We start from the raw sequence: 12984 nt of genomic DNA on the forward strand, positions 1-12984 counted from the left end.
GACGGGTCAGGCGCTTAGCGCCGAATTGCTACTAATCGTTTTCGGGCGGGTGTGGTCCTCCGCTCCACCACATTCCCAGAAAAAAGGCCTGCTAATGCAGGCCTTTTTTCGTTTGCGGCTTGGTGCAGGTGCCCTACCAGCTCTTGTAGGGCAGGAACTTGCCGTTCCAGGTGATCTTCACGCGGTCGCCCTTCGGGTCCTTGACCTTGTCGATGTCCATGGTGAAGTCGATCGCGCTCATGATTCCGTCGCCGAATTTCTCGTGGATTAGCGCCTTCATGGTGTCGCCGTACACGTTGATCGCCTCGTAGAAGCGGTAGATCACCGGGTCCGTCGGGATGGTCTTGTCCCAGTGCTTGTGCGGGAAGGCCTGCAGCGCCTGAGCAACCTCGGGCCCGAGGCCGAGGAAGCTCGCCAGTTTCTCGGCCTGGTCCGCCTCGAGGTGGTTCATGCCATAGCAGGCGGAGGTGACATAAACCTCGTGCAGGCCGGTGGCCTCGGCGATCGCGGCCCAGGTGGTGTCGCGGTTCTCCTTCGCCTCGAGGATGGTGGTGGTCATGGCGGTCTTGCTGAGACTCATCGGGTAAGTCCTCTTGGTCGTGTTAGTGGATAAGGGTGTTCAAACCGCCCGGATCGCGGGCCGTTCCTGTTCCGGTGCGGATTCCGCGGGTTTCGCGGGATTCACGTGACGCGGCTTGTGACGCGGGTCCGCGCCCTGCGCGGCTTCCTGCTGGGCCTCCAGGGACATGTCCTTCGCCCGGTGCACCAGGAAGTCCACCAGGTGGTTGCGGATCTTGTAGTAGGACTCGTGCTGGTGGAGCGTGGCGCGTTCGCGGGGACGCGGGATGTCGACCTTCACCGACTCCGCGACCTTGGCGTGCGGGCCGTTGGTCATCAGCAGCACGCGGTCGGCCAGCAGGATGGCCTCGTCGACGTCATGCGTGATCATGAATACCGTCTGGTGGGTCTCCTGCCAGATCTTCAGCAGCTCCTCCTGGATCACGCCGCGGGTCAGGGCATCCAGCGCCCCGAACGGCTCGTCCATCAGCAGCAGCTTCGGCTCGATCGCAAAGGCGCGTGCGATGCCGACGCGCTGGCGCATGCCGCCGGAGAGCTGTGATGGCTTGCGGTCCATCGCGTGATCCAGCCCGACCATCTTCAGATACTTCTCGGCATGGTCCAGACGCTTCTGCTTGCTCCAGTTGGGCCAGCGGGCGCGCACCGCGAACATCACGTTGTCACGCGCCGACAGCCAGGGCAGCAGGCTGTGGTTCTGGAAGATCACGCCCTGGTCCAGGCTCGGACCCTTGATCTCCTTGTTGTCCATGATCACGTTGCCGTCGGTGGGCGAGGCCAGGCCGGCGAGCACGTTGAGGATGGTGGACTTGCCGCAGCCGGAGTGGCCGATCAGACAGACGAACTCGCCTTTCTGAATATCCAGATCCACCCCCTCGAAGACCGTCATCAGGTCGTCCGAGTCGGGCTGCGGAAAGCGTTGGCTCAGATTCTCGATTTCGAGGAAGCCCTTGCTCATGGTTGTACTCCTGGTTGGGCTGCGCCGACGTCAGTCGGCGTAGCGCACGAGTTTGGTGGCCTGGGCGAGGCTGAGATCCAGCAGAAAACCGATGATGCCGATCATCACGATCGCGAAGATCACGCTGGCCAGGTCAAGGTTGTTCCACTGGTTCCAGATGTAGTAGCCAATGCCGGTGCCGCCCACGAGCATCTCGGCGGCCACAATCACCAGCCAGGCGATGCCGATGGAGATGCGCATCCCGGTCAGGATGGTCGGGGCCGCGGCGGGCAGGATCACGGTGAACGCCGTGCGCACCTTGGACAGCTCGTGGGTCTTGGCCACGTTCAGCCAGTCATTGCGCACCGATGCGACGCCGTAGGCCGTGTTCACCAGCATGGGCCAGATCGAACAGATGAAGATCACGAAGATCGCCGAGATGTTCGAGTCACGGATCACGAACAGGGCCAGCGGCATCCAGGCCAGAGGGGATATGGGCTTGAGCACCTGGATGAACGGGTCAAAGGCCTTGTTCAGAAGGGGCGACATGCCGATCACGAAGCCGAACGGGATGGCGATCAGCGCGGCCAGGAAGAAGCCCAGCAGCACGCGATAGATCGAGTACCCCAGCTGGATGCCGATGCCCTTGTCGTTCGGGCCGGCATCGTAGAAGGGGTTGCTCAGCTCGGAAACGGCGTGGCTGATCACCTCGGACGGTGCGGGGATGCCGCTGGAGCCGCGTTGCCCGCCGCCCCCGGTCAGCATTTCGTACTCGCTGAGTTCTTCCTCCTGGACCATCAGTACCTCCGGGGCGGTGGCCATCTGCCACACGCCCAGGAAGAACAGCAGGATCACAACCGAAAGAACCCCGGCGCGAAAGTTGAGATTGCTCAACATGGCTTAGCTCCTGCGGATTTCGAAGCTGTCGAGATAGCCTTCCGGGTCGGTGTAGTCGAACACCTTCCCCATGATCTCGAAGTTCTTGTAGGTGTCACTCGGCGGCTCGTAGCCGAGCTCGGTCATCACTTCGGCACACTCGCTGGCGAGGAAGACATCCTCGGCGAGCTGGTTGTAGTCGAAGTCGCGGCTGACATAGCCCCAGCGCTTCATCTGCGTGAGGATCCAGGTCGCCATCGAATGCCAGGGGAACGGGTCGAAATCGATCCGGTGCGGGTCTTCCTTCACCTCGCCCAGGCCATCGGCGTAGCGTCCGGTCAGGACCTGGCGCACCACCGGCTCCGGCTGGTTCAGGTAGGCACGGGGGGAGATGGCCTCGGCGATCTCGGCCCGGTTCTCGATGTCGGAGGAGTACTGCGTGGCCTCGATCAGCGAGCGGAACAACGCCCCGAAGGTGTTCGGGTGTTCCTCGGCCCAGGCGGCCGAACAGGCGAAGGCGCAGCAGGGGTGCCCGTCCCAGATCTCCTTGGTCAGCATGTGAATGAAGCCGATCTCGTCCCAGACCGCGCGCTGGTTGAACGGGTCGGGGGCCAGGTAGCCATCGATGTTCTCGGCGCGCAGGTTGGCCACCATCTCCGGCGGCGGGATCACGCGGATGCTGATGTCCTGATCCGGGTCCAGGCCGTGTTCCGCGACCAGGTAGCGCAGCAGGAAGTTGTGCATCGAGTACTCGAACGGGACCGCAAAGCGGAAGCCCTTCCAGTCCTTGGGATCGCGCTTGTCCTTGTGCTTGTTGTGCAGGGTGATCGCCTGGCCGTTGATGTTCTCGATCGCCGGCATGATGAAGTGCTCGCGGCTGGACGAGCTGGTGCCCAGCGTCATCGACAGCGGCATTGGCGAGAGCATGTGCGAGGCGTCGTATTCGCCCGAGAGGGACATGTCGCGCGCGACCGCCCAGCCCGCCGTGTTGATCACGTCGACATCCAGGCCATAGCGCTCGTAGAAGCCCATCGGGTGGGCCATGATGATCGGCGTGGCGCAGGTAATCGGCACGAAACCGATCCGCAGCTTGGTCTTCTCCAGCGGACCGCCGTCCTTGATCGCGGCCTTGACCTTGTCCAGCGGCATGACCGAACCCAGCGCCGCGGCCAGGGTGCCGCCACCCAGCATCTGCAGGAAACGCCGACGATTGATCTCGTTGTGGCCGAACATGCCGCGCACTACCGCGCTCTCGACCGCGCGGTCGATCAGGGCCTCTTCGTCCAGTCTTTCCTGGGGCTTGTTGTGCGCATGGGCCGGCTCGGACGTGGCGAAATCGCCGTTGTCCAGCCGGCGCTCCAGGTTCGGGTCGGCGGCGTCGAAACAGCTGCAATGGCCGGGGCCATGGTGGCCGTGGCGGCAAGCACTGTCGTGGCGCAGATCCGCGTTGGCGTCAAACGGGTCGCTTAGGCTCTTGGTCGGCATGGCGATGTTCTCCTGGGTGGACGGATTCAAATCGGGGCGGTCGAGTCGCCCATGACCGAGGCGTTGCAGAAGCCATGCCAAGAACGAAAACGACGATGGCTGGGGCGACGGTGGAGCGCGGCGATCGGGGGCCGGGCGACACTTGGTCGACACTGTGGACAGAGTGGACAAAGTGTCCCGATTAAGAGGGTTGATCGTCTCTAAGTGGCTTCTATGCCGAGCTTTTTCAGCCGATAGCGCAACTGGCGGGGCGTCAGCCCGAGTCCGAGCGCCGCACGCGTTTTGTTGCCGCTGGACTGCTCGATGGCACGCAGCAGACGTTCGGCCTCGGATGCATGTACACGCTGGTACGGGCGCACCACGCTGGTGCGCTGTGCGTCATCGTTGGGCACGGTCGCGGCAGGATTGACCACTGCCTGGGCAGACGACTCACCCGTGGTTCGGGAGGGTTCGTGCGGGCTGATGCGTGATTCCTCGTGCAGGATCTCGTCGATCAGCGCGGTGGTGATGCGCCCGTCACTCGAGAGCAGGACGGCCCGTTCGAGCACGTTCTCCAGCTGGCGGATGTTGCCCGGCCAGTCGAAGGCCTCCAGGCGCTCCAGTACGCGTTCGTCGAGCACCACGTTCCAGCCATGCAGATGGGTGAAGCGGTCAAGGAAGTGTCGTGTCAGCAGGCGGATGTCGCTTGCCCGGTCGCGCAGTGCGGGTATGTGCAGCGGGATGACGTTCAGGCGGTAGAACAGATCCAGCCGGAACTCGCCGGCGTTGACAGCGGCCTGCAGGTTCTTGTGAGTGGCGGCGACAATGCGTACATCCACCGGAATATCGCGGTTGCCGCCGATCGGCTGGACCACGCGCTCCTGCAGCACGCGCAGGATCTTCGACTGCAGCGCCTCTGGCATGTCACCGATCTCGTCCAGGAACAGGGTCCCGCCATCCGCCAGGGCGATCTTCCCGGTCTTGGCACTGCTGGCTCCGGTGAACGCGCCTTTTTCATGACCGAACAGCTCCGACTCCAGCAGATCGGCCGGGATGGCCGCGCAGTTGAGCGAGATGAAGGGGCGGGCGTTGCGCTGGCTGATCCGGTGGATCATGCGCGCGACCTTTTCCTTCCCGGTCCCCGAATCCCCGGTGATCAGGACCGTGGCCTGCGTATCCGCGATGCGGTGGACCTGCTTGAGTACATGCTTGAGCGCGGGGCTCTCCCCGAGAATGCCGTACTGCCCGCCTTGTGTATCCAGTGCGCTTTTCAGGTAGCGGTTTTCCGATACCAGCTCGGCGGTGCGCTCGGCGATCAGCTGGTTGATGCGCAGGACCTGGCCGATCATGCTGGCGATGACGCGCAGTACGTTCAGGTCGTCCTGGAACTGTCGTGAGCGCCGGCGCAGGCGATGCACGCCGAGTACGCCGATCGCGTGTTCGTCCTGCACGATGGGTACGGCGATATAGGCGACCGTCTCCTGCGGCAGGGTGGCGCGGTCGATCGCACGCGCCAGGTACTCCGGTTCGTTGTCGATGTCCTGAATCAGCGCGATCTGGCCCGTCTTCATCACGCGCCCCGTGACCCCCTCGCCGAGGCTGTAGCGCCCGCGGTCACGCTCGGCGTCGGTGAGCCCGTAGGCATGACGGATGCGCAGCTTTCCGGTGTCCGGGTCGGGCAGCAGTACGCGTCCCCGATTCAGCCCCAGCAACTGCGACATCATCCCGAGGATGCGGTAGATCGCGGCGTCGGGATCGCCCGAGCGGCCCATCAGCTTGGCCACCTCCAGCAACAGGGTGATCTCCTGTTCGCGGGTGGCCAGGTCGGGTGCAGCCGGTTCGGAAAGCGAGTGCAGTGCCATGGTTGGGTATATGCAGAAAGCCTGCCAGCCCGTATTTCCTGTCATAAGGCGGTCTGGCAGGCGATTTTGTGGTCCGTTGTGGTGCCGTCTGCCTCGCCGCGGGGCGCGACTTGCACCACCGCGCGGCGAGGCCTGCCGCCCGCTAGCTCTCGGCGTGGTAGCTGCTGCGCTTGATCAGACGCACGCAGATCGCGTCGAGCATGTAGCCGATGATGCCAATCACCAGCACGAAGGCCGCCAGCTTGTCGTACTCCAGCGTGTCGCGGGCATCGTTGATCGCATAGCCCAGCCCGGAGGTCACGCCGAGGTACTCGGCCGGAACCAGCACGATCCAGGCCACACCCACTGCCAGGCGGATGCCGGCGAATACGTCCTGCGCGATCGCGGGCATCACGATGTAGCGCAGGGTGTGGATCGGATTGGCTCCGAGGTTGGAGCCCACCTTGAGCCACATCGGGTCGATGCGCTGGACGCCATGGGCAGTCGCATAGGTGATCGGCCAGATTGCGGCGATCGCGATCAGGAAGATGATCGCCCCGTCCCAGGTGGCGAAGGCCAGCACGGCAATCGGCATCCAGGCCAGCGGCGAGATCATGCGCAGGAACTGGAACGGCACATGGGTGATCTGCTTCAGCGTCAGGAAGTAGCCGATCATCACACCCAGCGGTACCCCGATGGCGATGGCGTAGAACAGGCCCCAGCCCACGCGGTACAGGCTGGACTCGATCGGTTTCCAGACGTTGCCGGAGCTGACCAGGTCCCAGAACGCCGTAAGGGTCGGCCCGGGGGCGAAGCTGGCGAACGCCATCGTGTCCTCGTTATTGGCAATCAGCCAGCCGCCCCACCACCACAGGGCGAAGAGCCCGGCGATGCCCACCGCCGGGTACTGCACCCGGCGCCGGGCCTGATCCGCCAGCCGCAGGAACGGGATCATCCGTTCCAGGGCCGGGTTCAGCTCGTTCATCGTGGCTTCGCGGTTCATAGCGCGATCACCTCCTCACGCTCGAACGGCGAATCGAGGTTCACGCCGGGCGCGCCGTGCCAGGCGGTGTGCTTCTCCATCGCCTTCTTCACGAACTCGTAGTTCACCAGGTCCTCGGTCACGAAGTCGGGATCCAGGTCCTGAAGGAAGGTGGTGTCGCCACCGACCAGGGTCTCGTTCATCGCACTGACCAGATACTTGGTCGCGGACGGGTAGGGCCAGGGCGAGAAGTCGATGCGGCCGTTGCCCCAGTCGGCGTTGCGGATCGCGCCGCTGTCGGTGTAGGTAGCGTCGTTGGTGTAGTTGGTCATGGCCCGTTCGACCACGCCGGCCGGCATTGGCAGGTAGCCCTTGCCGTCACGCGAGAGCAGGGTGGCGACCGCCTTCTTGTCCTCCTGGATGGTGCCCTGGGCGCGGACCACGGCGTTCATGACCTTCTGCGTCCATTCCGGCTCGCGGTTGGTCAGGCGCTCGTTCATGCAAATTACGCAGCAGGGGTGGTTCTTCCAGATGTCGCCGGTAAAGCGCAGCAGATTGCCATGGGCCAGCATCTCGCCCGCCGCGTTGAAGGGCTCGGCCACGATAAAGGCATCGATAGAGCGCGCGGCCAGGGCCGGCGGCATGTCCGGCGGCGGCATCAGCATCAGGTTGACCTCGTGCGACTCCAGTGCCGCTCCCTGGTCACGGATCACCGGGGTCAGCCCGGCGTCGCGCAGGGCCATCTGCATCACCACGTTGTGCATCGAGTACCAGTAGGGCACGGCTACGCTCTTGCCGCCCAAGTCCGAGAAGTCCTTGACCTCCACATGGCGCCCGGTGACCACGGCCGATCCGTTGATATGGGCCCAGGACATGATCTTGACCGGGAAATCGTTCTGATAGCGCATCCACAGGGGGATGGGCTTCAACAGGTGCACGAGATTGAAGCGGTTGGCGGCGAAGGATTCGATCAGCGGCGACCAGCCCCGGATCAACGTCGGATCGGCGACCTCCAGGCCCTCGTCCTCGAAATAGCCCTCGGAGTGGGCCACCAGCAGCGCGGCGGCATCGGTGATCGGGATGTAGCCGATTCGCACCACGCCGTCGAAGTCACGGGTGATCCCTTCGGGCTCTTCCAGGCCGTCCGGCTCGGCGCCGAACAATGATCCCGGCAGGGCGAGACCGGTGCCGGCCAGCCCGCCGACGGCGGCGGTGCGCAGGAAGTTGCGCCGCGAGAAGTTGGTCGACAGCAGCTGGTCGAGCTCGCGGTCGATGTCGTGGTGGTGGTCGCAGTTGCACATGACGGTGGTTCCTTTTTTTCGCGGTGACGGTGACGACGGGTAACGGTTGGTTGCGGCTTCTCAGGCCGCGCGGATCCGCGCCTGACGACGACTGGACTCGCTTTCGGGTTCTGCTTCGGCGCGGGGTTGCACCCCGGAGCCGCCCGGGTGGCGGGTGGCACCAAAGAACTCCATGAGCTCGCTCTTGAGATCGACGAAGCGGTGGCTGGCGCGATCACGGGGGTAGGGGAGTTCCACCTTCAGCTCAGCGGTGATCGTGCCGGGGTTGGAGCCCATCACCAGCACGCGGTCGGCCATGGCGACGGCCTCGTCGATGTCGTGGGTCACGAACACCACGGAGATGCCACGTTCGCGTGCCAGGCGGGTGACTTCGTCCTGCAGGGCGACACGGGTAAAGGCGTCCAGCGCGGAGAACGGCTCGTCCAGCAACAGCAGTTCCGGGTCCGTCGCCAGACTGCGGGCCAGGGCGACGCGCTGCTGCTGGCCGCCCGAGAGCGACTGCACGTTCACCTCGGCCTTGTCCGCCAGGCCCACCGTGTCCAGGAGCTGATCGATGCGGTCCTTCAGACCCTTGCGGCGACCCTGGAAGATCAGCCCCAGGGAGGCGTTCTTGCGCACGGTCATCCAGGGGTACAGCGAGGGCTTCTGGAACATCATGTTCCAGCGCGGGCTGGGTTTGATGACCTGCTGGCCGTTGATGCGCACGCAGCCGTCGCTGGGCAGCAGCAGCCCGGCGAGCATGTGCAGCAGGGTGGATTTGCCGCATCCGCTCTGGCCGATCAGCGCGACCGTTTCGCCCGGTGCGACGGTGACCTCGATGTCCTTCAGGGTCGGCTGCTCCTGACCCGGATAGTGATGGGTGATGTAGTCGATGGAGATGGCGGCGCCCATGGCATGTCCCTCGTTAGCCTGCGTTCATGCGCCGCCCGGTGGACGGCGCGTTCACAGGGGTCCTTACAAGGCGCGTGCCAAACCTCGCGATGTGATTCCCCGAGGGTTCCCGGTCCCCCCGATAAATGGCGACGTGGAGCCGTTCCGCAGGTCTTGAATCGCGGCGGGGCTGGGATCTCTGTTGGTGTCGAGCAGCCTTGGGCGTCCGGCACGTCGCGGACAAAGACGACAAAGTGTCCGCCTTGGCCGACAAAGCGGACACATCGTCCGGTCCGGGTGATTGGTCAATTTGGCGCGTTCAGGCGGAAATCGCTTCATGAAGCCGTTTTTCGGCGGTTGGCACAGCTTCTGCACTGTGCTGGTCGACCCGGCGTAATCCGGGACGGTCACCCAGCCGGTGGCCTTAACCGCCAACCATCGAGAGGAGCTACACCATGTCCACTGCCGAAGCCACCACCACCCTGTCCATGAACGCGCTGGAGCCGATCGACCAGAACGGTCTCAACGATCTGGCCGCCAAGGGCAAGGCCAACCCGGAGAGCATCGTCACCCTGAAGGCCACCACGGTCTGCGAGGGCAAGTTCCGCAACCTGACCTATGTGCGCGACCTGGATGCGCATGTGATCGACGAGCCGCCGCACCTGCTGGGCGACGACACCGCCCCCAACCCCTCCGAGGCCGTGCTGGCCAGCCTGGGCGCCTGCCTGTCGGTCGGCATGCACGCCAATGCCATTGACCGCGGCATCACGCTGACCAAGCTGGAGCTGACACTGGAGGGCGACATCAACGTGACCGCCGTCTGGGGTGTGGGCGACACCGACGTCAACAAGCGCCTCGGCTTCACCGATATCCGCGTGAAGGCCCACCTGGAGGGCGATGCCAGCGAGGAACAACTGAAAGAGCTGGTGGCCCATGCCGACTTCTGGTCGCCCGTGGCCAACACCATGCGCAACCCGGTTGGTGTCAGCGTCGAGCTGGCCTGAACCACCTGCCATCCCGAACGGGAGAGAGAACCCATGTTGCAAACCCGTACTGACGAACAGACGGGGGTGTCGCCGGCCGCAGGGCCGGCGGACGCCGATGCCCCATTGAAGGCGCTGGTGGAACGCGAACTCGCGCCGCTAACCGCCCGCATCGATCGCGAGGGCGTCTACCCCGAGAATTTCCTGCGCGAGGCGGGTCGCCTCGGCGCATTCAATCGCCACCTGGCCAGCCAGAATGCGACCGGTACTACCGACCTTGCCGGCGCGATCCGGGCGACCGAGGTGATCTCGGCCGAGTGCATGACCACAGGCTTTGTGGCCTGGTGCCAGAACGCCTGCGCCTGGTACGCGGAGAACAGCGACTCCGAGGTGCTCAAGCGCGAGGCCCTGCCGAAGCTCGCCAATGCCGAGGCGCTGGGCGCGACCGCTCTGTCGAATCCGATGAAGTGGTTCGCCAACATTGAGGAGTTGAAGCTGAATGCCGAGCGCGTCGATGGCGGCTATCGGGTCTCCGGCGCGCTGCCCTGGGTGTCCAACCTGGGCGAGGACCATTATTTCGGCGCGATCTTCCGCACCACCGATGCCAACCCGCGTCCGTTGATGGCGCTGATCAACTGTGCCGATCCCGGTTTCAGCCTGACGGCCTGCCCGGAGTTCACCGCGCTGGAGGGCTCACGCACCTTCGGTTGCCACTTCGACCGGGTGTTCGTGCCGGATGCCCATATCCTTGCGGACCCGCTGCCGGAGTACATCCGCCGCATTCGCCCCGGTTTCGTGCTGCTGCAGATGGGCATGGGACTGGGCCTGATTGATGGCTGTATCGAGACCATGCGCGAGTCCAACGAGACCCTCGCGCACGTGAATGGCTATCTGGATGACCAGGTCGGCGAGCTGGAAGAGGCCCTGGCGGATGCCCGCAGCGCCTGTTACGCGCTGGCGGAGACCCCGTTCGATGACTCCGAGCGCTTCTTTGCCGATGTACTGCAGATGCGCCTGACCGGCTCCGAGCTGTCCCTGCGGGCCTCGCAGTCGGCCCTGCTGCACTGCGGCGCGCGGGGCTACAAGGCGGACGCCGCGGCCCAGCGCAAGCTGCGCGAATCGTACTTCGTCGCCATTGTGACGCCCGCGATCAAGCACCTGCGCAAGGAGCTTGCGCGGATCCACGCCCACTGAACCGGTGCCCATCGAACCCGCGCGGCCCCGGTGAGGCCGGGATCGCGCCCCGAACGCAAGGAATCCCCATGTTGGAAACCACCACCCGACTGGACCCCGAGACCGCCGTGGAACGACTGAAGCAGGCGATCGAAGCCCAGGGCCTGAAACTGGTCTCGCACATCAACGGCCAGGCCAATGCGGCAAAGATCGGGGTCGAGGTCCCTACCGACCAGATCCTCGAGGTCTTTCACCCGAGCTACGCGGTGCGCGTATGGCAGGCCTGCAAGGACGCCGGAATCGATATCCCGCTGCGCATCCATGTATCGGGTGAGGGCGATGTTCTGTGCATCCGCACGCGTTCGGCGAGGGAGGTATTCAAGCCCTGGGCGAGCCCTGAGCTCGACGCCATTGGGGCGGAGCTGGATCCGAAGCTGCAGGCGATTCTGGACACCCTGGAGGCCGCGTGATGACGACCGAAACCGACGACTACAAACGCTATATCTGCAAGGTCTGCGGCTACATCTACGACGAGGCGAAGGGTGACCCCGACTCCGGCCTCGCGCCGGGCACCCGCTTCGAGGACATTCCCGACGACTGGTATTGCCCGGACTGTAACGTGACCAAGGCGGATTTCAGCCCCTTCGAGCCCCGGGCCGAGTCCACCGATGCCGTCTCCGCCGCAAGCGCCTGGAGTGGCCCGCGCGGCGACGACCCCGACGCGGTCGTGATCGTGGGTGCCGGCATGGCCGGTTGGGCCCTGGCCGAGCGCCTGCGGGAACTGGACCCGCGCCGCACCATCCGCATGATTACCGCGGACAGTGGCGACTATTACACCAAGCCGCGGCTGTCGAACGCGTTTGGCCGCGAGACCGCGCTCGACGAACTGGTCGAAGAGGGTGGGCAGCAGCGCGCGGGGCGTCTGGGTGTGGAGCTGATGCCATTTCTGCGCGTGCTGGGTATCGATCGCGACCGGCAGCGCGTGATCACGGCGCGCGGGGGCATACCCTATGGCCAGCTGGTGCTGGCCACCGGTGCCCGGCCGCGCCGCATCGATTTTCCGGGGGATGCGGCGGCCCCGCTGTCCGTGAATACCCTGGATGACTACTGTCTGCTGCGCGAGGCACTGGAAGCGCCGGGAAAGAGGCCGGCCGAGACACTGGTGGCCATCATTGGGGCGGGTCTGGTGGGCTGCGAGCTGGCCGATGACCTGGCCAGGGGAGGTTTCCCGGTCGCACTGATCGAGTGTGCCGAGCAGCCTCTCGCGGGACTGTTGCCGTCGCCCATGAGCCGCGACCTCGCCGCCGCGCTGGAGAACAGGGGTGTCGATTTGCGTCTGGACGCGAATATCGCCCGCCTGAACAAGGGAGAGTCGGGGACGACCATCGAGCTGCAGGATGGGGAATCGGTCCAGGCCGAGGTGGTGCTGTCCGCGCTGGGCTTGGAGGGCCAGAATGATATCGCTCGGGCCGCGGGTCTGGACTGCGGCCTCGGAATCCGCGTGAATGCACAACTGGCCACCTCCGATGCGTCGATCTTTGCCCTCGGCGACGGCTGCGAGTTTGCCGGCCGGTTGCGCCCGTACGTGGAGACGCTGCGCGACCAGGCGGCGGTGCTGGCTCGAACCCTCTGTGGCGAAGTGACGGAGTACGTGCCCGGGTCCGGTACGGTCCAGGTGAAGACGGCGAGTCTGCCCCTGAACGTGTGTCCACCGCGCGACGTCACTCGGGGTACGTGGGTCGAGACCGAATCCACCCCTTCGGGTCGCCAGCTGGAGTTTCACGCCGACGGCGTGCTGGCCGGATTCGCGGTATCGGGGTCCCTGGCACGGCGCGCGGCAGAGCTGGAAGCCCGGCTGGGACAACCCGTGGGCGCCGAACGCCCGCGCATGGCCAGCTAACCGGTGCGATGGCCGTTGGCGGCAAGGCCCCGACCGGCGTGGAAGAACCGAGTGCTGTGCGGGGTGTTCGTTATACTGGGG

12 protein-coding genes are annotated in these 12984 nt (G+C 65.0%); 4 read left to right on the forward strand and 8 right to left on the reverse strand.

What is annotated here, in order from left to right; genetic code table 11:
• Positions 1-133: 133 nt before the first annotated feature.
• The 8 genes from cynS to F813_RS0102380 all read right to left on the reverse strand — a co-directional run bounded on the left by cynS (position 134) and on the right by F813_RS0102380 (position 8868).
• Positions 134-580 carry a cyanase gene (gene cynS / locus F813_RS0102345; RefSeq protein ID WP_017925405.1) on the reverse strand — a complete coding sequence of 149 codons (447 nt, stop codon included), beginning with the start codon at positions 578-580 and terminating at the stop codon, positions 134-136.
• Positions 581-619: 39 nt separating this feature from the next.
• On the reverse strand, positions 620-1534 hold the full coding sequence (locus tag F813_RS0102350) for an ABC transporter ATP-binding protein (RefSeq protein ID WP_017925406.1): 915 nt from the start codon (positions 1532-1534) through the stop codon (positions 620-622).
• A 30-nt stretch (positions 1535-1564) separates the two neighbouring features.
• Positions 1565-2410 (reverse strand): nitrate ABC transporter permease, encoded by an 846-nt coding sequence (ntrB, locus tag F813_RS0102355; RefSeq protein WP_012982373.1) that lies wholly within the window; start codon positions 2408-2410, stop codon positions 1565-1567.
• A 3-nt stretch (positions 2411-2413) separates the two neighbouring features.
• On the reverse strand, positions 2414-3874 hold the full coding sequence (locus tag F813_RS0102360; protein WP_017925407.1) for an ABC transporter substrate-binding protein: 1461 nt from the start codon (positions 3872-3874) through the stop codon (positions 2414-2416).
• A 200-nt stretch (positions 3875-4074) separates the two neighbouring features.
• Positions 4075-5715 carry a sigma-54-dependent Fis family transcriptional regulator gene (locus tag F813_RS0102365; protein ID WP_017925408.1) on the reverse strand — a complete coding sequence of 547 codons (1641 nt, stop codon included), beginning with the start codon at positions 5713-5715 and terminating at the stop codon, positions 4075-4077.
• A gap of 142 nt (positions 5716-5857) precedes the next feature.
• The gene (locus F813_RS0102370; protein WP_017925409.1) at positions 5858-6697 is read right to left on the reverse strand and encodes an ABC transporter permease; all 840 of its coding nucleotides are present in this window, start codon (positions 6695-6697) and stop codon (positions 5858-5860) included.
• Positions 6694-7977, reverse strand: a complete 1284-nt coding sequence (locus F813_RS0102375) for an ABC transporter substrate-binding protein (RefSeq protein ID WP_017925410.1) — start codon at positions 7975-7977, stop codon at positions 6694-6696. The genes F813_RS0102370 and F813_RS0102375 overlap by 4 nt, the downstream gene beginning before the upstream one ends.
• 60 nt (positions 7978-8037) lie before the next feature.
• On the reverse strand, positions 8038-8868 hold the full coding sequence (locus F813_RS0102380) for an ABC transporter ATP-binding protein (protein WP_012982378.1): 831 nt from the start codon (positions 8866-8868) through the stop codon (positions 8038-8040).
• Between the two features lie 434 nt (positions 8869-9302).
• On the opposite strand from F813_RS0102380, the gene F813_RS0102385 reads away from it, so the two are divergent.
• The 4 genes from F813_RS0102385 (at position 9303) to F813_RS0102400 (ending at position 12903) form a co-directional block, all read left to right on the forward strand.
• Positions 9303-9851, forward strand: a complete 549-nt coding sequence (locus F813_RS0102385) for an OsmC family protein (protein WP_012982379.1) — start codon at positions 9303-9305, stop codon at positions 9849-9851.
• A gap of 33 nt (positions 9852-9884) precedes the next feature.
• A complete protein-coding gene (locus F813_RS0102390; RefSeq protein WP_012982380.1) occupies positions 9885-11024 on the forward strand; it encodes an acyl-CoA dehydrogenase family protein in 1140 nt (379 codons plus the stop codon).
• A gap of 68 nt (positions 11025-11092) precedes the next feature.
• The gene (locus tag F813_RS0102395) at positions 11093-11473 is read left to right on the forward strand and encodes a DUF302 domain-containing protein (protein WP_017925411.1); all 381 of its coding nucleotides are present in this window, start codon (positions 11093-11095) and stop codon (positions 11471-11473) included.
• Entirely contained in the window at positions 11473-12903 is a 1431-nt protein-coding gene (locus tag F813_RS0102400; protein ID WP_017925412.1) for an FAD-dependent oxidoreductase, read from the forward strand. Before F813_RS0102395 ends, F813_RS0102400 begins: the two co-directional genes overlap by 1 nt.
• Positions 12904-12984: the final 81 nt, after the last annotated feature.

It is taken from the genome of Thioalkalivibrio sp. HL-Eb18, from assembly GCF_000364985.1.
GTDB lineage: Bacteria > Pseudomonadota > Gammaproteobacteria > Ectothiorhodospirales > Ectothiorhodospiraceae > Thioalkalivibrio.

Coding starts and splice junctions, on each gene's coding strand:
- F813_RS0102350 (WP_017925406.1), bottom strand. CDS start 1,534: ATGAGCAAGGGCTTCCTCGAAATCGAGAATCTGAGCCAACGCTTTCCG.
- F813_RS0102385 (WP_012982379.1), top strand. CDS start 9,303: ATGTCCACTGCCGAAGCCACCACCACCCTGTCCATGAACGCGCTGGAG.
- F813_RS0102395 (WP_017925411.1), top strand. CDS start 11,093: ATGTTGGAAACCACCACCCGACTGGACCCCGAGACCGCCGTGGAACGA.
- F813_RS0102375 (WP_017925410.1), bottom strand. CDS start 7,977: ATGTGCAACTGCGACCACCACCACGACATCGACCGCGAGCTCGACCAG.
- F813_RS0102365 (WP_017925408.1), bottom strand. CDS start 5,715: ATGGCACTGCACTCGCTTTCCGAACCGGCTGCACCCGACCTGGCCACC.
- F813_RS0102390 (WP_012982380.1), top strand. CDS start 9,885: ATGTTGCAAACCCGTACTGACGAACAGACGGGGGTGTCGCCGGCCGCA.
- F813_RS0102370 (WP_017925409.1), bottom strand. CDS start 6,697: ATGAACCGCGAAGCCACGATGAACGAGCTGAACCCGGCCCTGGAACGG.
- F813_RS0102400 (WP_017925412.1), top strand. CDS start 11,473: ATGACGACCGAAACCGACGACTACAAACGCTATATCTGCAAGGTCTGC.
- F813_RS0102380 (WP_012982378.1), bottom strand. CDS start 8,868: ATGGGCGCCGCCATCTCCATCGACTACATCACCCATCACTATCCGGGT.
- cynS (WP_017925405.1), bottom strand. CDS start 580: ATGAGTCTCAGCAAGACCGCCATGACCACCACCATCCTCGAGGCGAAG.
- F813_RS0102360 (WP_017925407.1), bottom strand. CDS start 3,874: ATGCCGACCAAGAGCCTAAGCGACCCGTTTGACGCCAACGCGGATCTG.
- ntrB (WP_012982373.1), bottom strand. CDS start 2,410: ATGTTGAGCAATCTCAACTTTCGCGCCGGGGTTCTTTCGGTTGTGATC.